General features: G+C 46.3%; 20 protein-coding genes. 9 read left to right on the top strand and 11 right to left on the bottom strand.

Going from position 1 to position 22,768, the window contains the following annotated elements; genetic code table 11:
- Positions 1–103: 103 nt before the first annotated feature.
- The gene (rhtA, locus tag PSI15_RS12720) at positions 104–994 is read right to left on the bottom strand and encodes a threonine/homoserine exporter RhtA (protein ID WP_273583848.1); all 891 of its coding nucleotides are present in this window, start codon (positions 992–994) and stop codon (positions 104–106) included.
- Positions 995–1,168: 174 nt separating this feature from the next.
- On the opposite strand from rhtA, the gene PSI15_RS12715 reads away from it, so the two are divergent.
- The gene (locus tag PSI15_RS12715; RefSeq protein ID WP_273583847.1) at positions 1,169–1,633 is read left to right on the top strand and encodes a GNAT family N-acetyltransferase; all 465 of its coding nucleotides are present in this window, start codon (positions 1,169–1,171) and stop codon (positions 1,631–1,633) included.
- 63 nt (positions 1,634–1,696) lie between these two features.
- Here PSI15_RS12715 and PSI15_RS12710 read toward each other — a convergent pair whose 3' ends face one another.
- On the bottom strand, positions 1,697–2,701 hold the full coding sequence (locus PSI15_RS12710; RefSeq protein ID WP_045969772.1) for a Gfo/Idh/MocA family protein: 1,005 nt from the start codon (positions 2,699–2,701) through the stop codon (positions 1,697–1,699).
- 153 nt (positions 2,702–2,854) lie between these two features.
- On the opposite strand from PSI15_RS12710, the gene PSI15_RS12705 reads away from it, so the two are divergent.
- A complete protein-coding gene (locus PSI15_RS12705) occupies positions 2,855–4,450 on the top strand; it encodes an ABC-F family ATPase (protein ID WP_045969774.1) in 1,596 nt (531 codons plus the stop codon).
- A gap of 72 nt (positions 4,451–4,522) precedes the next feature.
- On the opposite strand, the gene moeB is transcribed toward PSI15_RS12705, so the two are convergent.
- Positions 4,523–5,275 (bottom strand): molybdopterin-synthase adenylyltransferase MoeB, encoded by a 753-nt coding sequence (gene moeB / locus PSI15_RS12700; RefSeq protein ID WP_273583846.1) that lies wholly within the window; start codon positions 5,273–5,275, stop codon positions 4,523–4,525.
- Positions 5,276–5,300: 25 nt separating this feature from the next.
- Positions 5,301–6,542 (bottom strand): molybdopterin molybdotransferase MoeA, encoded by a 1,242-nt coding sequence (gene moeA, locus PSI15_RS12695; RefSeq protein ID WP_273583845.1) that lies wholly within the window; start codon positions 6,540–6,542, stop codon positions 5,301–5,303.
- 226 nt (positions 6,543–6,768) lie between these two features.
- On the opposite strand from moeA, the gene PSI15_RS12690 reads away from it, so the two are divergent.
- The 3 genes from PSI15_RS12690 (at position 6,769) to yeiB (ending at position 10,080) form a co-directional block, all read left to right on the top strand.
- A complete protein-coding gene (locus tag PSI15_RS12690) occupies positions 6,769–7,953 on the top strand; it encodes a YbfB/YjiJ family MFS transporter (protein ID WP_273583844.1) in 1,185 nt (394 codons plus the stop codon).
- A 285-nt stretch (positions 7,954–8,238) separates the two neighbouring features.
- Positions 8,239–8,907, top strand: coding sequence for a GTP cyclohydrolase I FolE (gene folE, locus PSI15_RS12685; RefSeq protein ID WP_273583843.1), 669 nt, complete (start codon positions 8,239–8,241; stop codon positions 8,905–8,907).
- A gap of 15 nt (positions 8,908–8,922) precedes the next feature.
- Complete coding sequence (gene yeiB, locus PSI15_RS12680) at positions 8,923–10,080, top strand: DUF418 domain-containing protein YeiB (protein WP_273583842.1); 1,158 nt, start codon at positions 8,923–8,925, stop codon at positions 10,078–10,080.
- Positions 10,081–10,129: 49 nt separating this feature from the next.
- Here the strand turns inward: yeiB and sanA are convergent, their stop codons facing one another.
- The 6 genes from sanA to metG form a co-directional block, all read right to left on the bottom strand.
- Positions 10,130–10,852 carry an outer membrane permeability protein SanA gene (sanA, locus tag PSI15_RS12675; protein WP_045969788.1) on the bottom strand — a complete coding sequence of 241 codons (723 nt, stop codon included), beginning with the start codon at positions 10,850–10,852 and terminating at the stop codon, positions 10,130–10,132.
- Positions 10,853–11,060: 208 nt separating this feature from the next.
- On the bottom strand, positions 11,061–12,758 hold the full coding sequence (locus tag PSI15_RS12670) for an NAD-dependent malic enzyme (RefSeq protein ID WP_045969790.1): 1,698 nt from the start codon (positions 12,756–12,758) through the stop codon (positions 11,061–11,063).
- A 239-nt stretch (positions 12,759–12,997) separates the two neighbouring features.
- The gene (cdd, locus tag PSI15_RS12665; protein WP_273583841.1) at positions 12,998–13,882 is read right to left on the bottom strand and encodes a cytidine deaminase; all 885 of its coding nucleotides are present in this window, start codon (positions 13,880–13,882) and stop codon (positions 12,998–13,000) included.
- Between the two features lie 249 nt (positions 13,883–14,131).
- Complete coding sequence (locus PSI15_RS12660) at positions 14,132–14,827, bottom strand: CidB/LrgB family autolysis modulator (protein ID WP_273583840.1); 696 nt, start codon at positions 14,825–14,827, stop codon at positions 14,132–14,134.
- The gene (locus tag PSI15_RS12655; RefSeq protein ID WP_045973371.1) at positions 14,821–15,240 is read right to left on the bottom strand and encodes a CidA/LrgA family protein; all 420 of its coding nucleotides are present in this window, start codon (positions 15,238–15,240) and stop codon (positions 14,821–14,823) included. The genes PSI15_RS12660 and PSI15_RS12655 overlap by 7 nt, the downstream gene beginning before the upstream one ends.
- Before the next feature lie 148 nt (positions 15,241–15,388).
- Entirely contained in the window at positions 15,389–17,416 is a 2,028-nt protein-coding gene (metG, locus tag PSI15_RS12650) for a methionine--tRNA ligase (protein ID WP_273583839.1), read from the bottom strand.
- Between the two features lie 179 nt (positions 17,417–17,595).
- Between metG and apbC the strand changes: the two genes are divergently transcribed.
- The 4 genes from apbC (at position 17,596) to asmA (ending at position 22,300) form a co-directional block, all read left to right on the top strand.
- Positions 17,596–18,708, top strand: coding sequence for an iron-sulfur cluster carrier protein ApbC (gene apbC, locus PSI15_RS12645; RefSeq protein WP_273583838.1), 1,113 nt, complete (start codon positions 17,596–17,598; stop codon positions 18,706–18,708).
- 388 nt (positions 18,709–19,096) lie between these two features.
- Complete coding sequence (udk, locus tag PSI15_RS12640) at positions 19,097–19,738, top strand: uridine kinase (protein WP_045969799.1); 642 nt, start codon at positions 19,097–19,099, stop codon at positions 19,736–19,738.
- Between the two features lie 47 nt (positions 19,739–19,785).
- Positions 19,786–20,367 (top strand): dCTP deaminase, encoded by a 582-nt coding sequence (gene dcd, locus PSI15_RS12635; protein ID WP_273583837.1) that lies wholly within the window; start codon positions 19,786–19,788, stop codon positions 20,365–20,367.
- A 64-nt stretch (positions 20,368–20,431) separates the two neighbouring features.
- Positions 20,432–22,300 carry an outer membrane assembly protein AsmA gene (gene asmA, locus PSI15_RS12630; protein WP_273583836.1) on the top strand — a complete coding sequence of 623 codons (1,869 nt, stop codon included), beginning with the start codon at positions 20,432–20,434 and terminating at the stop codon, positions 22,298–22,300.
- Positions 22,301–22,444: 144 nt separating this feature from the next.
- Here asmA and PSI15_RS12625 read toward each other — a convergent pair whose 3' ends face one another.
- Positions 22,445–22,654: a phage tail-collar fiber domain-containing protein gene (locus PSI15_RS12625; RefSeq protein WP_273583835.1), complete on the bottom strand. Its 210-nt coding sequence runs from the start codon at positions 22,652–22,654 to the stop codon at positions 22,445–22,447.
- Positions 22,655–22,768 lie beyond the last annotated feature (114 nt).

The raw sequence follows: 22,768 nt of genomic DNA, 5'->3' as shown, positions 1-22,768 counted from the left end.
AAAGATCTTTCTCCGGCTTTACTTAAGACGAAATCTGCTTATTATCTCCCCGCGTTGCGGGGAGATAATAAATGCACTTTGAAATACGACAAGTATGAAATAATTATTCTACTTTTTCTATTTTAGTCTTTCGTTTAATAGTCAAGGTGGAGCCGATGGAAGCACAAATAATGCAGAAAAGGGCAACCCATTGGGTCATTGTCAGATGCTCATTAAGGAAGATGATACCTGATAATGCCCCCAGTGCAGGTTCAAGGCTCATTAATGTCCCGAATGTTTTTGCCGGCAGACGGGTAAGCGCAATCATTTCCAAGGTGTAGGGAAATGCCGTCGATAAGATGGCAATGCCCAGAGCAATAGGCAGCAGTGAAGCATTAAACAGTAATTCAGGGCCAGTCTGTATCAATCCGATGGGGAAGAAAATAAAGGCAGCAATCAGTGAACCGATAGACACGGTTGCGGCACCATAGCCGGCGCCGGCTCGTTGTCCAAAGATAATATACAGCGCCCAAAAAACGCCTGCCCCCAGCGCATATAGAATACCGATAGGATCGAGTGTATTGACGCTATCTCCGAGTGGCAGCAGGAAGCCTAAACCGACAATGACCAACGCAATCCAGAGAAAATCCAACGGGCGTCGGGAAGAAAACATGGCTACGGCTAAAGGTCCGGTAAATTCAAGTGCAACGGCAATGCCAAGGGGAATTCGGGATAAAGACATATAAAACAGGTAGTTCATGGCTCCCAGTGAAATACCGTAAGCAAAAAGTGGCATCAGTGAAGCACGCTGAAATTTCAGGCGCCACGGTTTAAAAATCAGAAATAGAATAATCGTTCCTAATGTCAGTCTCAGGGCGGTAACACCAGGCGCGCCAATGACAGGAAATAGCGTTTTAGCCAGCGAAGCCCCGGCTTGAATGGATGTCATTGACAGTAACAACAAAATCACAGGAAGCAGTGGGAAAGAAGCGACCCGATGCTTGGAAAGAGACATTTTACAGAAGACCTCAGTTACAACGTGTTATTAAAGGCAGCCATCTTCGCAGTGAAACAGAGATAACTCAACACTATTATTATCCACGGTATGCCTGTATCCTTTGTATGTTTATTAGGCTATCTTGTCATCATCGGTTACAACAGTCGGTTAAAATAACGTCAGGAGAAATTCATGCTAATAAGAACGGCTTCCACGCAGGATATCGAGGCTATTTTATCTCTCTATCGTCTATTATTTCGTGAAATGGCTTTGTTACAACCTGATAGATTACAAGCGGTTGAACAAGACAGGGATTTTATTGCTTCCAGTGTCAATAATGATACATTTCATCTACTGGTTGCAGAGGATGAAAAGGGTGGTATTAAAGGTTTTGCTATTGCGCAGGAGCAAAAAACACCGCCTTTTAATTGCTTGGTTCCGAGAACTTATGGTCATATTTTCGATTTGGTCGTCAGTCAGGATGCCAGAAGTCTTGGAGTTGGGCAGAAGTTATTGGGTGGCATGAAAACGTGGGCGCAGGAAAAACATTATTCGCACCTTGAATTGAGTGTATTATCCAAGAATGTGGATGCCATACGCTTTTATGCAAGGGAAGGATATCAAGAAGTGAACAGAACGATGGCGATTACGCTGTGATCTAAACATAATATCTTCCTCACTTCAAATAGCTGAATCAGCCAGCTAATGCTGGCTGTAATATTATTGGGAAATCGTATTTGCAGCCGCCCGATACTCTTTTAAAACTTCATCAATCACCCAACTGGTACGGGCGGCTGATTCCCCGTTGGATGGACAACAGCCATTGCCCTGTAGGTCATTAATCACGGTTTGAATAAGTGGCATTTGAATATGTTTCGGATTTTCGAAAGGATATTGATGCAGTTGGTTATTTTCGTCGTAGTAGGAAATGGGAGAATGACCAAATGTGGCAAAAATGATTTTTCCTTTTGTACCGATAATTTCGACTTTATCCTCGCGGGAACCGGCGGCAAAATTCCAAATACCTACACCTTGAATATGATTCTCGAACATAAATGACATGGAAACACAATCTTCGGCAGGATAGGCTTTTGCCTGTGAATTAGCATGTCCTTTCACTGAAATAATTTTACCCAGCAGAAAATCCAATATATCGAGCGTATGGCAAGCTAAATCAACAAATAAGCCTCCACCCGATATTTCTGGTTTCACAAACCACGGCAAATTATCAGGGTCTTGATAGAGTGAAGCCATTTCTCTGAATAACATGCAGTTGACAATTCGTGGTATACCAATTGCGCCGGAATCAATTAATTCTTTTATTTTGATAAATCGGGGTAACGCCCTGCGATAATAAGCGACAAACAGCGAAACTTTTTGAAATCGGCAGATGGCAATCATTTCGTTGCATTCTTCGAATGTTAATGCCATCGGTTTTTCAACATAAACACTTTTTCCGGCCTGTGCTGCCAAAATAGTATATTCTTTATGGGTCGAGGGCGGGGTCGCAATATAAACGGCATCAATTTCCGGATCATTAATCAAAGACTCGGCGTCTGAATACCATTTTCTGATATTGTGCCGTTCGGCAAAATCTTTAGCCAAATCTGCATTGCGCCGCATGACGGCAACTAATTCAGCATTCTCCAATTTATAAAAAGCCGGGCCACTCTTTACTTCCGTTACATCACCACAACCTATAATACCCCATCTTACTTTTTGCATTGTATTTTCCGGTATATCAAATTGTTAAGCCGTACAGTCCAGAGAGCAGTCTATAACAGTACTATTTTTTGTTCTATATTTGCCTGTTGTGGCATAATGCGTGGCTATCGATTTCATAATCTCCCTTTTTTATCCACTTTAAGAGCAACAGTTGTGTTAAGTACAAACAACATCACTATGCAGTTTGGCAGTAAGCCACTGTTTGAAAATATTTCTGTCAAATTCGGCAACGGCAACCGGTATGGTTTGATTGGCGCGAATGGGGCAGGTAAATCGACGTTCATGAAAATCCTGGGCGGAGATTTAGCCCCAACTTCCGGTAATGTCAGCCTTGACCCGAATGAGCGTTTGGGTAAATTGCGCCAGGATCAGTTCGCTTTCGAAGAATATACCGTGTTGGATACCGTCATCATGGGGCACACGGAGCTGTGGGAAGTCAAACAGGAACGTGACCGCATTTATGCGATGGCAGAAATGAGCGAAGAAGATGGCTATCGGGTCGCTGATTTGGAAGTCGCGTATGGTGAGATGGATGGTTACAGCGCAGAAGCGCGTGCCGGCGAATTATTGCTGGGTGTCGGCATCCCCGTCGAGCAGCATTATGGCCTGATGAGTGCCGTGGCGCCGGGCTGGAAATTGCGCGTATTGCTGGCGCAGGCCCTGTTTTCCAACCCTGACGTCCTGCTGCTTGATGAGCCAACCAACAACCTGGATATCGATACCATCCGCTGGTTGGAGCAAGTGCTCAACGACCGTAACAGTACCATGATCATCATTTCCCATGACCGTCATTTCCTGAATACGGTATGTACACATATGGCCGATCTGGATTACGGTGAACTGCGTTTGTTCCCCGGTAACTATGATGAATATATGATCGCCGCAACACAAGCTCGCGAACGCCTGATGGCAGATAATGCCAAGAAAAAGGCGCAGATTGCCGAATTGCAGTCATTCGTCAGCCGTTTCAGCGCCAATGCTTCCAAGTCTAAACAGGCGACTTCCCGCGCCCGTCAAATTGATAAGATCCAGTTGGAAGAAGTGAAGGCTTCCAGCCGTCAAAATCCTTATATTCGCTTTGAACAGGAGAAAAAACTGTTCCGTAATGCACTGGAATTGGAAGGTTTGACCAAGGGTTACGATAAGGAACCATTATTCAAGAATCTGAATCTGCTGCTGGAAGTGGGCGAAAAAGTGGCGGTGATCGGTGAAAACGGTATCGGTAAAACCACCTTCCTGAAAACGCTGGTTGGGGAAGAAAACCCAAGCAGCGGCACGGTGAAATGGTCGGAAAACAGCACCATTGGTTATTATGCGCAGGATCATGCCAGCGATTTTAACTGTGATATGACGGTTTTTGAGTGGATGAGCCAATGGAAGCGCGAAGGGGATGATGAGCAGGCCGTGCGCGGTATCCTTGGTCGTTTGTTGTTCGGGCAGGATGATATCAAGAAGAAAGTCGGCGTACTTTCCGGTGGTGAGCAAGGCCGGATGCTGTTTGGTAAGCTGATGATGCACAAGCCTAATATTCTGTTGATGGATGAACCGACCAACCACCTGGATATGGAATCGATTGAATCCTTGAACCTGGCACTGGAACTCTATCAGGGAACGCTGATTTTTGTCTCTCATGACCGTGCCTTTGTCAGTTCACTGGCGAGCCGTATTCTGGAGATTAAATCCGATAAAGTGATTGATTTTAAAGGCTCTTATGATGAATACCTGGGAAGTCAGGGTATTGTTGAGTAATATTGCCGAATAAATCGCATGATGACTGATTATCTCCCCCGCAGCGCGGGGAGATAATCAGCCGCTTTCGTCTTACGATTGACAAACCTCACACCGCGGATCTTTCGGCAACATGATTTGGCGAAACTGCATTGTCATGGCATCAAAAAGTAATACCTTGCCATGACAGCTTTGCCCGTATTGCGCCAGTAACTTAATGGCTTCCATTGCCTGTAACGAGCCGATCGTGCCGACCAAGGGTGCCATAACGCCCGCTTCAACACACGTCAGGCGGTTTTCACCGAACAAGCGACTCAGGCAGCGATAACAAGGCGCTTGCGGCTGGTAAGTAAAAACAGCAAGCTGGCCTTCCATACGGATTGCCGCCCCCGAAACCAACGGTATCTTGCGGCCATAACACAGTCGATTCAGTTGTTCGCGAATGGCAACATTATCCGTACAGTCGAGCACTATTTCGTGTTGACTCACTAACTTATCCAGCGCCGGATCATCCAAACGCCCGTCAACCGGATTGATGCGGATATGGGGATTGATCTCCCGCAGAGTCAGCGCCGCAGAATCCACTTTTGCCAACCCAATGCGTGCATCGCGATGGAGGATCTGCCGTTGCAGATTGGAAAGGGAAACCGTGTCAAAATCCAGCAGGGTCAGGGTACCAATCCCCGCCGCTGCAAGATATTGGGCAGCCGCGCAACCGAGGCCGCCCATACCGACAATGAGTACCTTGGCCGATTTTAATCTTTCCTGCCCGTCGAAGTCGAAACCACGTAAGACAATTTGTCGGTTATAACGCAACATTTCTTCATTGGTCAGTTCAACGGTCATTTTTCGCTATCTTCTTGAAATTATCTTACTGATTTTTCAATAAGTGGTTGAAAAATTCGATTTGCACTGTTTCGCCGATCGCAACGTGTCCACGTTCCCGTTCCAAAACAATAAAACAGTTACCGAGACTGTATGAACTAAAGATATGGGAACCTTGATGCCCTGTGGTTTGCACTGCTAACTCTCCCTGTGCATTCAGGGAAGCCATACCGCGTTGAAAATCCAGCCTGCCGGGGGATTTCTTCAAAGGCGTCGTCGTCTTGGCCGTCAGACGCATCGGGGGTTGCCATGCGGTAAACCCCGATAAATGCGCAATCAGCGGTTGCACCAGTTGATAAAACGTGAGCACGGCAGACACGGGATTGCCCGGCAAGCCGCAGAACCAGGCATGTTCCAATTGACCAAAGGCAAAGGGTTTACCCGGTTTAATAGCGAGTTTCCAGAAACTGATTGTTCCCACTTCATCTAAAATCTGTTTGGTGTAATCTGCTTCACCCACCGAAACGCCTCCGCTGCTGATCACTAAATCCGCGTGTTTATCTGCGTCGATAAAGGTTTGGCGCAACGTATTGGGATCATCGCGGATCACGCCCAAGTCGATAATTTCACAGCCCAGTTTTTCCAGCATCAGGCGAATCGCAAATCGGTTGGTATCGTAAATTTGACCTGCCTGCAAGGGTTTACCGATGGCTTGTAACTCGTCACCGGTTGAAAAAATGGCCACTTTCAGTTTGCGCACCACATCAACCGTTGCAATACCCAGTGAAGCCATCAGCGGTAATTGTACGGTGGAGAGCTGGGTTCCTTTTGGCAATACCACTGAATTCTGCGTGATATCTTCCCCAATGGTACGGATGTTTTGCCCTGATTTGACCGGATGAATGAATCGAATCCCGGTTTCAGTCACTTCGGTGTGTTCCTGCATTACCACGGCATCCGTACCGGGAGGCACCGGGGCACCGGTCATAATGCGGATGCAACTGCCAGCCGGCCATGCTCCCCGAAACGGCGCGCCCGCCAGCGCTTTGCCTGCTACGGGCAAAGTCTGTTTGCCATGAAGATCGGCGAGGCGAATGGCATAACCATCCATCGCTGAGTTATCAAAAGAGGGAACGTTGATCGGGGAAATGATATCAGTGGCGGTAATTCGACCCGCAGATTCGGGCAGGTTAAGGATTTCTCTGCAAGTCAGGGGGACAGTTTGTACCAGTAATTTTTCCCGTGCTTGCTCAAGTGAAATTAAGTCTGAGGTATGACAGTGATCCATAACAAACTCCCTATATGCCGCAAATTGTCATTCTCACAGATTACGGACACGTGTTTATGCTGGTATTCGGGGCATTATGGCAAAGATTGCCTTGATGGGGAATGACAGGAAAGGCGGATTGTCACAGAGAAACACATTGTTAATAAAAGATATATATTATATATATGATTTGTTATGGCTGAACAATGCTAACTCAAACAATTCATTCCACTACTCGTTGATCACTATGAAAAATCAAACTGTTATCTCTCATCATCGTCACTATCAAGCCTTCCAGATTGCATTAAGCGGTTTCCTTGCGTTAGTTGTTGCCATGGGAATAGGGCGCTTCACCTTTACCCCACAAGTTCCATTGATGATCGCACAATCCCAACTCACCTTGACAAGTGCCGGCATCGTTGCCGCATTCAATTATCTCGGTTATCTGGCGGGTTCTTATGATGCCATGCGGGCGCAACGTTTTGTGGAATACCGTTTATGGAGCGGATTATGGGGAGCCGTCATAATAACTTTGCTTTCCGCCTTATTGGATGGGCCGATATTGCACAGTATTGCCCGTTTTTTTATTGGCTGGGCCAGTGGCTGGACGTTGGTACTGGTCGCTGCGTGGGCGAATGAGGAATTGGGAAAACTGAATCGTCCGGGGTTGAGTGCGGCGGTTTTCTCTGGCACAGGCGTCGGGATCTTTATCAGCGGCATACTGGCAGTTGGGGTTCAATCCTGGCAGATGGGCGCAGCCAGTGCGTGGATGTTATATGGCATTTTAGCGCTATTATTCAGCCTTTATATCAGTCGCTATCTTCCTCGCAGCGGGGAATTGCACCGTCCGCAAACGGCGATCCAGGCATTGAGTCTGACACCGGAAATCAAGCGATTGGTATGGAGTTATAGTCTGGCTGGCTTTGGCTATATTTTGCCGGCGACCTTTCTTTCTCAAATGGCGACAGCGCGTTTTCCTGATAGCTTGTTTGCCCAATTTGTCTGGCCAATATTTGGGGGTGCTTCGGTTATTGGCATTATGTTGGGCATTTTGCTGCGTAATGTAGCAACCGCTCAAACCCGTCTGGCAGTGACATTATGGCTTCAGGCACTGGGTATTTTGATTGCGGAAATGGTGCCGGGCATTGGTGGTTTGATGACAGGGGCTTTGCTGGTAGGCGGTGGATTTATGTGTGTGGTGCAACTGGCTTTGCAGTATGGCCGTGAACTGGCGCTTCATCATGCGCGTTATATGGCGGGATTGCTGACCACAGGGTATGCGCTGGGGCAACTGGTCGGGCCCATGTTATCCGCCATTTCAACATGGCTGACAGGCAAACTGGAACCGGCGTTGTATATTGCATTTATTGGGTTGCTCATTGCCGGGGCCTTGGTATTTTATCGCACCAATACGCCGCGTAAACCCGCCTGATTCGTTGCATTGATATGGATGATCTACAGGTATAGTTGTGGGGAATAAGACCCTATAAACTTCAAGTTGCCGCTCGCAGATAAAAGCCGCTGATTATCTCCTCACGCCAAGGGGAGATAATCAATCTATCTTGAAGTACGACAGGTATGTTGTGCACGAAGACGATATCGGCGCAAAACAAGATAAATAAATCGATATTGTGTAGTGTCACATTCGTGGATATCTGCGTAAAATAAGCGTCCTTATTTCCCTTAGGTAACGGAAAATATTCCCTTGGAGAAACTGATGTCATCCCTAAGTACAGAAGCTGAACTGGTGCATTCGGCACTGGTTGCCCGTGGTCTTGAAACCCCATTGCGTGAACAAACTTTGGAGCCAGAGGTGCGCAAGGTGCGCATTGAGGAACACATGACAGAAATTATGAAGCTGTTGAATCTCGATTTGAGTGATGACAGTTTGGCGGATACACCCAGTCGTATCGCGAAAATGTATGTGGATGAGATATTTTCAGGGTTGAATTATAAAAATTTTCCGAAAATTACCCTGATAGAAAATAAAATGAAAGTGGATGAAATGGTGACCGTGCGTGATATTACGATGACCAGCACCTGTGAACACCATTTTGTCACCATTGATGGCAAAGCCACGGTGGCGTATATCCCTAAGGATAAAGTGATTGGTTTGTCGAAGATTAACCGGATTGTGCAGTTTTTTGCGCAGCGTCCGCAAGTGCAGGAGCGTTTGACACAGCAGATCCTGATTGCACTACAAACCCTGCTTGGCACGAATAATGTCGCTGTATCCATTGATGCGGTCCATTATTGTGTGAAAGCGCGTGGCATTCGCGATGCCACCAGTACCACGACGACAACATCTCTGGGCGGGTTATTTAAAACCAGCCAGAATACACGCCAGGAATTTCTGCGTGCCGTGCGTCCCCTACATTTATCATGATGAATTTCTATTACCATGAAACACAGTTGTAATGGGGGCGTACATCAGAGGATTGAGGTGCTGGATAGCGTGCGTGGTTTTGCCATTTTGGGAATATTGTTGCTGAATATTTCCAGTTTTGCTTTGCCCTATGCAGCTTATATGAATCTGTTTTATAAAGATTCAGTCTCATTTTCTGATGTAATGACATGGTCGGTATTGAACGCCTTTACTCAGGGCAAATTTCTGTTCATCTTGACGCTGTTGTTTGGTGCATCACTCGAATTGCTCCGGCAGCGGGGGCGTGACTGGAATATTCCCAGGCTACTGGTTTTGGCTGTTATTGGTTTGTTGCACGGAGTCTTGCTGTGGGATGGCGATATCTTGTTGCCATATGGCATTGTTGGCTTATTGGCATGGCATTTTATCAATACCCGGCAAACGCTGTTTAGTACCGCGGCAACGTGCTATTTGTTCGGCGTGATGATGTTTTATCTTCTGGGGTTGTTTCCTCTAGGGGAAAATAATTCATTCTGGCAACCTACAGCGGAGGATATTTTTCATGAAAGCTACTGGAAAACCTATGGTGGATTATTAGCGATAGAATATCGTATTCGCCAAATAAGCGGCGCGATGATTGTGGTGGTTGTGCAATACGGTTGGCAAATAGTGGGAGTGATGCTTTGTGGCGCCATGTTACTGCGCAATGGTTGGTTAAAAGGGAAATTCAGTCGCAGGCATTACCGCCGGCTGGCGTTATGCCTGCTGCCTGCGGGTATGGCGATTCAATGTATTGCTTTGTCGATACAATATTTATATCCCTACAGTTATTTTGCTTCATGGACGGTTCGTTATACCATTACCGAATTGGCAACACCGTTACTGGCATTGGCTTATATCGCGTTAATTTATGGATTTTGGCCCGCTATTTCACATTGGAAAATCGCGTTTTGGCTCCGGCAGGTCGGGAAAATGGCCCTGAGCAGCTACTTACTGCAAACACTGATTTGCACCACACTTTTTTATCGCTTTGAATTATTTGGGCAGTTTAGTCGTTTAGAGTTGATGGCATTTATTCCCTTTATCTGGGCATTGAATATCGGGTTTGCTTGCTGGTGGTTGAAACATTATTCTCAGGGGCCGATGGAAAAACTCTGGCGCGGTTTAACCGCAAAATTGGCAGGTAAGGTTTGACAGATTTTAAGTTGCAGTTTTCGTTTTTAGGTAAACTGCAACTCCATGCTTATTTCTTTTGTGGCTTTCTTTCTAATTCCTGCAATTCTTCCGGTGATACCGCAGGATAACCTTGAATTCCTGTTGGTATGGTATGTGGCGCAGGAATGGGCGTTAATGGGCCTAAAAAGCGCGGTTCACGTTTTAAAATATAGAGGTCAGTTAAGGCACCGAGACGCGCCAATACTTCCCTGAGACGAATTGTCATCATATTTTTCGGGGAGGGAACGACATAACATTGTGCTTCTATACCAAAGTGCATGGCGATAAACAGCGCTCGTTCGCAATGGAAGCGCTGGGTGATGATAGTAAAGTCATTGGTATCAAACACCTTTCGGGTTCTGACAACTGAGTCCAGTGTTCTGAAACCGGCAAAATCCATGACAATGCTACTGGCCGGAACGCCTGCCTTGATCAAATCCTTCCGCATGGTAATGGGTTCATTATAATTATGTTGGGCGTTATCCCCACTCAATAGCAGGTATTTGACTTTTCCACTGTTGTAAGCATTAGCGGCGCCTTGAATTCGGTAGAAATAATATTGGTTATATTTACCCGTCTTATAATATTTAGATGTGCCAAGTACCATACCGACTTCCCGTTCAGGAAGTTGTCTGAGATCATCAAAAATGTAAGGGGCGGTTTTCCAGCTAATCCAACGATCAAGCATAATGGCTGTCAATATCAGGGCAGCAATGATAAAAATGAAACCCGTAATCAAGCGTTTCCACATGATTTTTGTTTGCCTTAAAAGTGATATGTGCTGATGAATTAATTGTCCTAAAGGCTACTTGACTTGAAATAGCGAAGCAAGTTTTCGCTGGAGTATATCAGAACTCATCTGATTCAATGCTGAGAGGTGAGTGATAGTTTAACTGGTGAGTTTGTTTAGGTTATTTTTAACGCCTGCCAATCCGATTGGCAGGCGTTAACAGAGATGATCAGAATGAAGTGCGTTTATAGATGCGATATTCTGGTTTCCAGAAATTGCGCTCAATCGCTTCATCCAGTGCATCTTCCGATGTCACCACCGCGACGCCTTGAATTTGGGCTTTTTTCGCCACTTCTTTGGCTATCTTGCGGGAAACATCCTGGATGTCATCAATCAGCGGCAACAACGGGCCAGAGCCGGTTTGCGCCAGCGGTGAACAATCCGCCAATGTGCGGCTGGCCGCCATCAACATATCATCGGTGACGCGCTTGGCACCGGCAGCGATAACACCTAAACCGATCCCCGGGAAGATATAGGAGTTGTTACATTGTGCGATGGGGTATTCCTGACCATCATATTTCACGGGGGCAAACGGGCTGCCTGTTGCGACCAGCGCTTGGCCGTTTGTCCAGTTGATGATGTCTTCCGGGCGGGCTTCCACTCGCGATGTTGGGTTGGACAGTGGCATCACGATTGGGCGTTCACAATGTTTGTGCATTTCACGGATAATTTCTTCAGAGAACAGACCTGACTGACCGGAAACACCAATCAGGACAGTCGGCTTGGCATTGCGAACCACATCCATTAATGAGAGAGAATCGTTGGTGACATCCCATGATTGCAAGGCCGTGCTTTTTTGTACCAAGGCACTTTGGAAATCCAGTAAGTTTGGCAGCTTGTCAGTCAGGAGACCGAAGCGGTCAACCATAAACACACGGGCACGCGCCTGTTCATCACTCAATCCTTCCGATTTCATCTGGGCAATGATCTGTTCTGCAATACCACAGCCCGCGGAGCCGGCACCCAGAAATGCCACCGTTTGATCTTTCAATTGGTGGCCTGCGGCATGGCTGGCGGCAATCAGGCTACCCAAGGCAACGGCGGCGGTGCCTTGGATATCATCATTGAAACAACAAAGCTCATCGCGATAACGGGTCAACAGCGGCATGGCATTGTTCTGGGCAAAATCTTCAAATTGCAGCAGTACGTTAGGCCAGCGACGTTTCACGGCCTGAATAAATTCATCCACAAATTCATCGTACTCTTTGCCGGTAATGCGCGGATGACGCCAGCCCATGTAGAGAGGGTCATTGAGGCGTTGTGGGTTATTAGTCCCGACATCCAGCACCACGGGCAGGGTATAAGCCGGGCTGATCCCGCCACAGGAGGTATATAGTGACAGTTTACCGATAGGAATCCCCATGCCGCCGATGCCCTGATCACCCAAACCAAGAATGCGCTCACCATCAGTAACCACGATAACTTTGACATTCTGCTTGGTAGCATTTTGCAGCATGTCATCAATGTAATCCCGGTTTGGGTAGGAGATAAACAAGCCACGGGCACGGCGGTAAATGTCGGAAAAGTGTTCGCAGGCTGCCCCAACGGTTGGCGTGTAGATAATCGGCATCATTTCGCTGAGATGGGCGTCAAGGAGCCGGTAAAACAGCGTTTCGTTGGTATCCTGAATATTCCTTAAATAAATGTGTTTATCGGTGTCATTTTTGAAATCGCGATATTGGCGGTAGGCGCGTTCGGCCTGCTCTTCTATCGTTTCAACGGTTTGTGGCAGTAAGCCGTGCAAGTTGAAATGACTGCGTTCTTCTTCTGTAAAGGCACTGCCTTTATTCAACAGAGGGAATTCCAACAGGATAGGGCCAGCGTAGGGAATATAGAGAGGGCGTTTGCTTTCGTGTTCCAGTTCCATGATGCTTACTCTTCGAACTTATTAATGACAAAATCGGTTATAGATCCTAAGAAGATAAGAAAAATAAGTACAGTAAATGTTACTTAGTTATCATTATCATGAGCAAAAATGAGAGATAACATACAGAATTAGCTAATAAAATGTTACTAAATATTTTATTTTGCCCCCTTGGATGCTAATCGGGGGTAAGGTTGCTATTTTGTTAAGTTACTCAATTTTTGCTTTTAGGGCGTATATTCTTAAAATGTGTACCGTTCTACTTTTGTACAGCCAAGAGCAGTTAATGTGGATTCCGTCGCACTCCATTGTGATAAATGGCTATTTCCGTTTTCCACCAATACCGCTCGTTTTATGGATTGACAATTTCCACCTGCCATATTCATCACTATCAGCGCTGCCTGTAAAGGTGGCAAACTCGGATTAAATGCAGCATTTTCCGCATAACGGCCAGTATAAATTTTCCCTTGTTCATCCAGCAGGGCAATGCCGGCATGGGATTGGCTATAAGGTGCATGGCTACGGTTCGCTGCCTCCAGTGCTGCCTGAACCAATTCGTCGCGGGTCGCCAATGAATAGCCGTGATTAACCGTATCCAGCAATAATGGCGTATCGGCCAAATCACGCGGGCCAAAGGCTTCCGGCAAGTAGTCGGCCAATGTTAACTGTGGACGGTTGGGCAGGTAAACTGCCAATTGTGTTCCACTGTTCAATTCATTCATAAATTGCCGGCAATGACCGCAGGGTGAATAGTTGATCGTGATGGAAACCAGTTTTCTCTCCCCACGCAGCCAAGCATGCGTGATGGCGGATTGCTCTGCATGAACGGTTTGCTGTAAGGGAACGCCGACGAATTCCATATTGGCACCGAAATAGAGATTACCGCTTTCTCCCCGTGCAATTGCGCCAACATAAAAATGAGAAATAGGCGCCAGGGAGCAGGCTGCGGCAAGCGGCAATAAAGCCAGTGCCAGTGCCTGCTCATCAAATCCGCTGATCTGTTTGATGGCTTCCACTTGCTCTGCTGTCAGCATAGCTGGAAAATCGTCATTGCCAAGATAAGGCAGTAGCGCTTTTTGCAATCTGGGCGCAATTTCCGGCCAAATAGCGTGAAAACGAGCTTGCATAGAATGATCTCCATATTAGTTGAAGATCATTCTAGGACGTCTTTTCAGGTTTGCAATGTGATAACAACCATAAAATTAGTGAAATTGGTGTAATAAAGATATTATTTTAGTGATTTATATCAAATTTTTAATATCTCAGTGGATTTGTTCACTTTTACGTTACGATTTCATAACCATTCCAATCACCATGATTGGTTGCAGCAGCCATGAATCACTTCACCTCTAATAGCTGAGTTATTTGTGGAATAATTAACCAAACAGATGCAGTAATATCGGGAATAGAAACGGTGCAATCAGTGAGGTAATAATGCCGCAGGTCATTAAGGCCAGCGAACTGTATGCCCCTTCAATATGGTCCATTTCCGCACAGCGAGCCGTTCCCACCGCATGGGAGGCGGTGCCCATTGCCAATCCCCGCGAAGCCTGTGTTTTTATTTTGAGCACGTTAAATAGATTGTGACCAAAAATAGCGCCCAAAATACCGACTGCAATGACACAAGCTGCGCTAATGGCAGGAATTCCGCCAATGGAAGTGGCCACTGCCATCGCAATGGGAGTCGTTACTGATTTAGGCAGGACAGAGGCGGCAATTTCAGGTGTAGCACCTGCCCATAATGCGATGGCAGTCCCCGTGATCATGGCGACCATGCTGCCAATAAAACAGACGCTAATAATGGATTTCCACTGGGCGCGGATTTGATGTAGCTGTTCATACAGCGGGAAAGCCAAGGCAACAACCGCAGGTTGCAACAAATCGTTCAGTATCCGGCTGCCGGCAAAATAGTGTGTATAAGGTGTATGCGTCATCAGCAGCAAGGGAATGATAACGGCCATGGATATCAATAAGGGATTAAATACCGGCAGTTTGAGCCGGACGGACAGCTTTTTGGCACAATAAAATACCATCAGAGTTAACGGCAATGACCACCAAATATGACTTAACATTTTTCTTTCTCTTCCGGCTTAGGCTTAGTACCAATAATGATGCGTTCACGATGAACATAGTGGGAGCAGTAAGCAACGACGACCATAACAATGACGGTACTAACGACACAAGAAAGGAGGATCGGCAGCATCTGTTGGCTAAGTTGTGGATAATAATCCATGATCCCCACCCCAATGGGCAAAAAGAGCAGTGTCATGTTTTTCATCAACAGACTACAGCCTGGTTTTACCCAGTGTGAGGGAATAATTTGGAATGCGAGTAAACAAAACAGAAGCAGTAAGCCAATAATGCTGCCGGGGAGAGAGAAAGGAAGTCGTGCTGAAATGATATTCCCCGCGATCAGGCACAAATAGAGCAGCGCAAATGCGCGCAGGTATTGCCAACCTATCATCAGCACATTTTGGAAAGACATCATCAATTATTCCTCAATATAGCGAGGGTCTTATCATACGACTAACGTTGTAAATGTGCCATACATCACATAAAAAAGCGGGCCTTTTGGGGAGCCCGCTTTATTATCTATTTGATAATTAATAATCTTTGTTAAAGATGTGCCATGATCATTTAACCTGCATACCGGGTTGGGCGCCGCTGTCTGGGCTTAACAGGAAAATCTCTTTTCCACCGGGACCTGCCGCCATCACCATCCCTTCTGAAATACCGAAGCGCATCTTGCGTGGAGCAAGGTTGGCAACCATCACGGTCAGACGATTTTCCAGCGCCTTGGGATCAGGATAAGCGGCACGAATACCAGAGAAGACTTGGCGAGTTTCACCACCGAGATCAAGGGTTAGTTTCAATAACTTATCTGAACCTTCGACAAAATCAGCCTGTTTGATCAGGGCAATCCGCAGGTCAACCTTAGCAAAATCATCAAAGGTGATGGTGTCCTGAATCGGATCATCTGCCAATGGACCTGTCACGGTTTTCTGTGGTTCGATGCTCTCTTTTGAATCCGCAATCATCGCTTCCACTTTCGCCATTTCGATACGATTGAACAGTGCCTTGAAGGGTGAAACGTCATGATTCAGCAGGGGTTGCTGGATGCCATCCCAAGTCAGTTCAGTATTCAGGAAGGCTTCTGCACGAGTGGTCAAGCCCGGCAGAACCGGTTTCAGGTACGTCATCAGCACACGGAACAGATTAATGCCCATTGAGCAGATCGCTTGCAGATCCGCGTCACGACCCTCTTGTTTCGCCACAACCCACGGGGCTTGCTCATCAACATAGCGGTTGGCAAGATCGGCCAGAGCCATAATTTCACGGATGGCCTTGCCGAATTCACGGTTAGTAAAATCTTCCGCAATCACCTGTGCCGCATCGACAAATTTCTGATACAGCGCAGGATCAGCCAGTTGGTCGGCCAGTTTGCCGCCAAAACGTTTATTGATAAAGCCGGCATTGCGCGAAGCCAGGTTGACCACTTTGTTAACGACATCGCTATTCACACGCTGGACAAAATCTTCCAGATTGAGATCGATATCATCAATGCGGGAAGAGAGTTTCGCCGCATAGTAATAGCGCAGGCAGTCTGCATCAAAGTGTTTCAGGTAAGTCTCCGCTTTGATGAAGGTGCCACGGGACTTGGACATCTTGGTGCCGTTAACCGTGATATAGCCGTGGACAAACAGGTTAGTGGGTTTACGGTAGTCACAGCCTTCCAACATGGCCGGCCAGAACAGGCTGTGGAAATAAACGATATCTTTGCCGATGAAATGGTAGAGATCGGCTTTCGAATCTTTCGCCCAGAACTCATCGAAATTCAGGTCACCGCGTTTATCACACAGATTTTGGAACGAGCCCATATAGCCAATTGGGGCATCCAGCCAGACATAGAAAAATTTACCCGGCTGATCGGGGATCTCAAAGCCAAAATAAGGTGAATCACGGGTAATATCCCATTGTTGCAGCCCGGCTTCGAACCACTCTTGCATTTTATTGGCCACTTGTTCTTGCAAGGTGCCGGAGCGCGTCCATTTTTGCAGCATCTCGCTGAACGCCGGCAGATCGAAAAAGAAATGCTCGGTATCACGCATTTCTGGCGTGGCGCCGGAGACAACGGAACGCGGGTTGATCAATTCCGTTGGGGAATAAGTAGTTCCGCAGACTTCACAGTTATCGCCATATTGATCTTCCGCCTTACATTTCGGGCAGGCACCTTTAACGAAACGGTCTGGCAGGAACATGCCTTTCTCGGGATCATACAATTGGGAAATCGTCCGGTTTTTAATGTAACCGTTCTTTTTCAGTTCCAGATAAATTTTAGAGGCAAGGGCTCTGTTTTCTTCGCTATGCGTAGAGTGATAATTATCATAGCTAATGGCAAAACCAGCAAAATCCTGCTGATGCTCTAGGTTCACCTTGGCAATCATCTCTTCTGGCGAAATCCCAATCTGTTGGGCTTTCAGCATAATGGGTGTACCGTGGGCATCATCGGCACAGACAAAGTGAACCTCTTTGCCGCGCATTCGATGATAACGAACCCAAATATCAGCCTGAATGTGTTCCAGAATATGACCGAGATGAATTGGACCGTTAGCATAAGGTAACGCACAGGTCACCAGTAATTTATTCGCGACGTGAGACATAGTTAGGATCTGACTTCCGTAAAATGAAAAGGGTTTTTGATGTTACCTGATAAGGCGCGTTGTCGCTAGGGTAACGCGAAATCTTCACCACTTTTACTTGTTCCTTATCCGAAGCCGTTGCTTCTGTTATGATGGCGGGACAGTTTTAGGTTGAAGAAGATAAAACAAAAGGAGCCGGGATGAACTCACAATCCCCCGAGCAGACCCATCCTGACCTGCTGAAAGAACAGGTTGCTAAGATATTGGCAACATTCAAACATCCAACATTAGAGCAAGATTTAATTGCGCTGAAAGCACTGCACCAATGCACCATGCTGGATGGGATACTGCATATTGAATTAATCATGCCGTTTGTCTGGAAACGCGCTTTCGAAGTATTGAAGAAAGCCCTCACTCAACCGTTGCAATCCGCGACGGGCGCAAAATCGGTAGAATGGCGATTAACCCACGATATCAGCACATTGCGCCGTGCCAATAACTTGCCGGGCGTCAATGGCGTGCGCAATATTGTGGCAGTCAGTTCAGGCAAAGGCGGTGTAGGAAAATCCAGTACCGCGGTGAATCTGGCGCTGGCGTTGGCGCTGGAAGGCGCCAAAGTGGGGATTTTGGATGCAGATATCTATGGCCCATCCATCCCCAATATGCTGGGTACAGCCAAAGAGCGCCCGACGTCCCCTGATGGGCAGCATATGGCACCCATTATGGTACACGGCATGGCAACCAATTCCATCGGCTACCTTGTTACTGATGATAACGCGATGGTATGGCGTGGCCCGATGGCCAGCAAGGCCTTGATGCAGATGCTGCAAGATACGCTGTGGCCGGATTTGGATTACTTGGTGATTGATATGCCGCCGGGGACCGGGGATATTCAGTTAACGCTGTCCCAGAATATTCCGGTGACCGGGGCATTGGTTATCACAACACCACAGGACATTGCCTTGATTGATGCGATGAAAGGCATTGTTATGTTCCAGAAGGTCAATGTGCCGGTGTTGGGCATTATTGAGAACATGAGCAGCCATATTTGCAGCAACTGCGGCCATCATGAGCCGATTTTTGGTACGGGGGGGGCAGAAAAACTGGCAGAAAAATATCATTGTCAATTACTGGGGCAGATCCCGCTGCATATCTCACTGCGTGAAGATCTTGATCGTGGTGAACCCACCGTGAGCTGCCAGCCTGACAGCGAATTTGCGGATATTTATCGTGAAATTGCGGCCAATATTTCGGCGAAGATGTATTGGCAGGGCGAAAAAATCCCAACTGAAATTTCCTTCCGCTCAGTTTGACTTAAGCCGTCATTTAATTTGAGAAACTGGGCAACTCACCTACGACAAACGCCGTTTTAGTTTAATGCTTTTTGATAGAGCGGCGTTTTCTGGCAATGGATTAAATATTATTTAATTTAATTCATTGCTCCTCTGGTGTTTTATTTTTCCTTGGTTGTAACAGTCAACGAAAGGTATCGGATTCTATTTGTAGAATATTTTCTGTCAGATGCCTAGAATTGCGGAATTTTTATGCGAAGCGTATCGAAAAAAACGAGACTTATCTTGTTTACTCTGGAATAGAAGTCATTAACTCCCTATAATCCGCCAAACACGGTGTTAGCGACATCGAGTCAGTAAACACCCTATTCCCACTTTATTTTTCTTTTTTGACCAGGTTATTTTTAGTATGGCTGATGAAGCACATAAGTGTACAATCGTAGGTATTTCAGGTGCCTCCGCCTCAGGCAAAAGCCTTATTGCCAGCACACTTTATAAAGAATTACGGGCTCAGGTTGGTGACCACAATATCGGCGTTATTCCAGAAGATTGCTATTATAAAGACCAAACCCATACCCCGATAGAAGAGCGTTATAAAGTTAATTACGATCACCCAAATTCAATGGATCACAATTTATTGTTCGAGCATCTTCAGGCATTGAAGGCCGGAAAATCCATTGAATTGCCGCAATATGACTACGTTGAACACACCCGCAAGCCCGAATCCATTCATTTTGAACCGAAAAGAGTCATTATCCTCGAAGGTATTCTACTATTAACGGATAAACGTTTACGCCAAGAGCTGGATTTCTCCATTTTTGTCGATACTCCTCTGGATATTTGTTTGATGCGCCGTATTAAGCGTGATGTCAATGAACGCGGGCGTTCACTGGATTCCGTTATGGAGCAATACAAAAAAACCGTGCGCCCGATGTTCCTGCAATTTATCGAGCCATCGAAACAATATGCCGATATTATTGTTCCTCGTGGTGGGAAAAACCGTGTGGCTATTGATATCTTAAAAGCCAAGATTGGCCAATTTTGCGAATAATCTGTTGTTCAGACATTCATCAGTATCATCGTATTTGAGAGGAAATAATGCGACTCTGTGACCGTGACATTATTAAATGGCTGGATGAAGGTAAGCTGGTAATTACCCCTCGTCCGCCTGTTGAACGCATTAATGGGGCAACGGCTGATGTGTGCCTTGGGAATCAGTTTCGTATTTTTCGTGGTCATACTGCCGCTTATATTGATTTGAGTGGCCCTAAGGCAGAAGTCAATGCGGCACTGGACCGTGTCATGAGCGATGAAATTACGTTGCCGGATGGAGAAGCCTTTTTCCTCCATCCCGGTGAATTGGCTTTGGCAGTGACGTTGGAATCTGTCACACTGCCTGATAATTTAGTCGGGTGGTTAGATGGGCGTTCATCGCTGGCGCGCCTTGGCTTGATGGTTCATGTGACTGCGCACCGTATTGATCCGGGTTGGCAGGGGCAAATTGTTCTGGAGTTCTACAACTCAGGCAAACTGCCTTTAGCTTTACGTCCCGGTATGGTCATAGGGGCATTGAGCTTCGAACCACTTTCAGGCTCGGCTGAACGGCCTTATAACCGACGTCAGGATGCTAAATATAAAAATCAGCAGGGAGCTGTGGGTAGCCGAATCAGTGAGGAGTAATCTTTTCTGGTAACGCTTTCTGGTGAAAGAATGGTCTTCTTGTAAACATGAGACTGGGGAAGTCATGAAAAGATTGTTGACGACACTCATTATTTTGTTAGTAGTCACTGTGACTGGCTTGACTGCATTGGTTATGCTGGTGAATCCAAATGATTTTCGTGGCTATATCGTCAAACAAGTACAAAAGAAGAGTGGTTACCAGCTCGTGTTTCGGGATGACTTACGCTGGCATATTTGGCCAAAGTTGAGCATTCTGACCGGGGAGATCGCTTTAACCGCTGAGAATGCCAAAGCGCCGGCGGTGGTGGCAGAAAATATGCGTCTGGATGTGGAGTTGCTGCCACTGCTGTCTCACCAACTCGCTGTGAAAGAGGTGATGCTGAAAGGGGCGGTCTTGCGGTTCACTCCAGATAGCCAACCACAAAAGCAGCCAGAGGCGCCGATTGCACCGGAAAGCGATGTGCATTATCCCATCGTCACGGGAAGTCGGGCCTGGAAACTGGATATTGCCAGAATCAAGGTAGTGGATAGCTTGCTGATCTGGCAAATCAACGAAAATTCCCAGTTAAATGTCCGTGATATCAATTTGTTATTGGAAAAAAGTGATCAGGATCACGTTGACCTTAACCTGCGTAGTAAGATCAATAAAAACCAGCAAGAGCTGTCATTTGAACTGAATTCGTCGGTGGATATTTCTGATTATCCGCAGCGGCTATCGGCTGACATTAGTTCCTTTAAGTACCAATTACAGGGAATTGGATTGCCGTCTACGGGTATCCAAGGAGAGGGAAGTGCCATTGTGAGATATCAGGCTTCACCTGAATCAATTTCGCTGCAAAAAATGACATTGACAATGAATAATGAGAGTGCGCTTAAGGGAGATATTACTGCCAGCTTGAAAGATAAACCGCAGTACGCCATCAACCTGAGTTCGTCAACGTTTAATCTGGATAACTTATTGGGCTGGGATGCCTTAGCGAAAAATACCCCACAGGCAAAGCACGATTATCGGGTTGAAAATAATTCATTAAAACCGGTGATTGCGACGTCGGTTTCCGCCTTATCCGACTATGATCTTACCTTTTTGCAAGGATTTGATGCTGATGTCTCATTCACAGCAGATAAATTCATTTATCAGGGCATGAATATTGATCATTTTGGCCTGAAAGCCGTTAATAACAGTGGCCTGGCGGAAATTACGCAATTAAGTGGCAACGTGTTTGGTGGGCATTTTGCGCTGCCGACTTCGATTGATGCTACGGTTGTTCCTGCAAGACTGCACACAAAGCCGCTCTTGCAGAAGATTGAAGTCCAGCCTTTGTTAACGGCATTGGCATTGCCGGCGATATTCCGCGGTCAACTTAATGTTGACGGGGATCTTTCAGGGAAAGGTTACGACGAATACGCGATTTCTCATGATTGGCAAGGTGATTTAACTATCGACCTAAAAAATGCCCGCCTGAAAGGGCTGAACATTCCTCAGCTTATTCAACAATCTTTTTCACGGGCAACAGATCAAGTCAGTCAACCCACGAATACCGATGATTTCACTGAAGCTAAGAATATGTCAGTGAAAGCACACTTGGATCGCGGTGAGATTAGAATCAGTGAACTTACAGCGGCTTCAAGTATGTTCAATATTAAAGGGCAGGGAAGAGCGAATTTACTGAAACAGGACACCGATGTTGCATTATGGGTGCAATTGACCAAGGGATGGGGCAAGCAGAACGAGTTTGTACGGCGCTTGGCGCAATTAAAAATCCCACTGCGGGTTTATGGTGACTGGGATAACCTGCAATATGCGCTGAATGTGGAATCGATGTTGCGTGATGAATTACAACAGAAGGCCAAAAAATCTATCAAAGATTGGCTCGAAAATAACAGCAGCAATGAAAACCTTAAGGCACTGGAAGATCTGTTGAATAAAAAGTAAGGTGATCGCCGAGGCGATCACCTGATTTACAAGGGGTTATAGTGAGACTATTCCATTTTGAAATAATGGAATAGCGCTAACCTTAATACCCTATAACCTGATAATAGAAGTTCGGAACCCAACCCAATTGAGGTGTTGTGGCGGCTATCGCATTGGCATCACTCGCCAAGGTTTCCACTTTACTAAGTCACCAACAGCCATATGGGTAATTTCAAGTTTGATGCCTGATAAGGCTGCTTTTCCTAGTTTTTTTGTACCAGCATGTGTCAATAATGCAGAATATTTCGTACTCATATAAACCCTCACTTTATCAACAATAAATAGATGTATTGCTAACCCAGCCACAAGAGACACTTTATAAATCTCCTGGGCCATATGAAGGCGGGATGACATCTCCGTTATCGGCGTTTACCGGAGAGAGATGGCAAGAAGAGTGGTTAATAACGCGTGATGCAGGATAGTTCGTCT

Source organism: Xenorhabdus sp. PR6a, from assembly GCF_028599065.1.
Lineage (GTDB): Bacteria > Pseudomonadota > Gammaproteobacteria > Enterobacterales > Enterobacteriaceae > Xenorhabdus > Xenorhabdus doucetiae.
The sequence above is the reverse complement of the archived record's forward strand: the minus strand, read 5'-3'. Positions and strand labels throughout refer to the sequence as shown.

Bases quoted from the DNA above. Each gene is read 5' to 3' on its own strand.
- dcd (WP_273583837.1), top strand. From the start codon at position 19,786: ATGCGACTCTGTGACCGTGACATTATTAAATGGCTGGATGAAGGTAAG.
- moeA (WP_273583845.1), bottom strand. From the start codon at position 6,542: ATGGATCACTGTCATACCTCAGACTTAATTTCACTTGAGCAAGCACGG.
- rhtA (WP_273583848.1), bottom strand. From the start codon at position 994: ATGTCTCTTTCCAAGCATCGGGTCGCTTCTTTCCCACTGCTTCCTGTG.
- sanA (WP_045969788.1), bottom strand. From the start codon at position 10,852: ATGTGGAAACGCTTGATTACGGGTTTCATTTTTATCATTGCTGCCCTG.
- PSI15_RS12690 (WP_273583844.1), top strand. From the start codon at position 6,769: ATGAAAAATCAAACTGTTATCTCTCATCATCGTCACTATCAAGCCTTC.
- moeB (WP_273583846.1), bottom strand. From the start codon at position 5,275: ATGACCGTTGAACTGACCAATGAAGAAATGTTGCGTTATAACCGACAA.
- udk (WP_045969799.1), top strand. From the start codon at position 19,097: ATGGCTGATGAAGCACATAAGTGTACAATCGTAGGTATTTCAGGTGCC.
- cdd (WP_273583841.1), bottom strand. From the start codon at position 13,882: ATGCAAGCTCGTTTTCACGCTATTTGGCCGGAAATTGCGCCCAGATTG.
- metG (WP_273583839.1), bottom strand. From the start codon at position 17,416: ATGTCTCACGTCGCGAATAAATTACTGGTGACCTGTGCGTTACCTTAT.
- yeiB (WP_273583842.1), top strand. From the start codon at position 8,923: ATGAAACACAGTTGTAATGGGGGCGTACATCAGAGGATTGAGGTGCTG.
- PSI15_RS12670 (WP_045969790.1), bottom strand. From the start codon at position 12,758: ATGGAACTGGAACACGAAAGCAAACGCCCTCTCTATATTCCCTACGCT.
- folE (WP_273583843.1), top strand. From the start codon at position 8,239: ATGTCATCCCTAAGTACAGAAGCTGAACTGGTGCATTCGGCACTGGTT.
- asmA (WP_273583836.1), top strand. From the start codon at position 20,432: ATGAAAAGATTGTTGACGACACTCATTATTTTGTTAGTAGTCACTGTG.
- PSI15_RS12655 (WP_045973371.1), bottom strand. From the start codon at position 15,240: ATGTCTTTCCAAAATGTGCTGATGATAGGTTGGCAATACCTGCGCGCA.
- PSI15_RS12710 (WP_045969772.1), bottom strand. From the start codon at position 2,701: ATGCAAAAAGTAAGATGGGGTATTATAGGTTGTGGTGATGTAACGGAA.
- PSI15_RS12660 (WP_273583840.1), bottom strand. From the start codon at position 14,827: ATGTTAAGTCATATTTGGTGGTCATTGCCGTTAACTCTGATGGTATTT.
- apbC (WP_273583838.1), top strand. From the start codon at position 17,596: ATGAACTCACAATCCCCCGAGCAGACCCATCCTGACCTGCTGAAAGAA.
- PSI15_RS12715 (WP_273583847.1), top strand. From the start codon at position 1,169: ATGCTAATAAGAACGGCTTCCACGCAGGATATCGAGGCTATTTTATCT.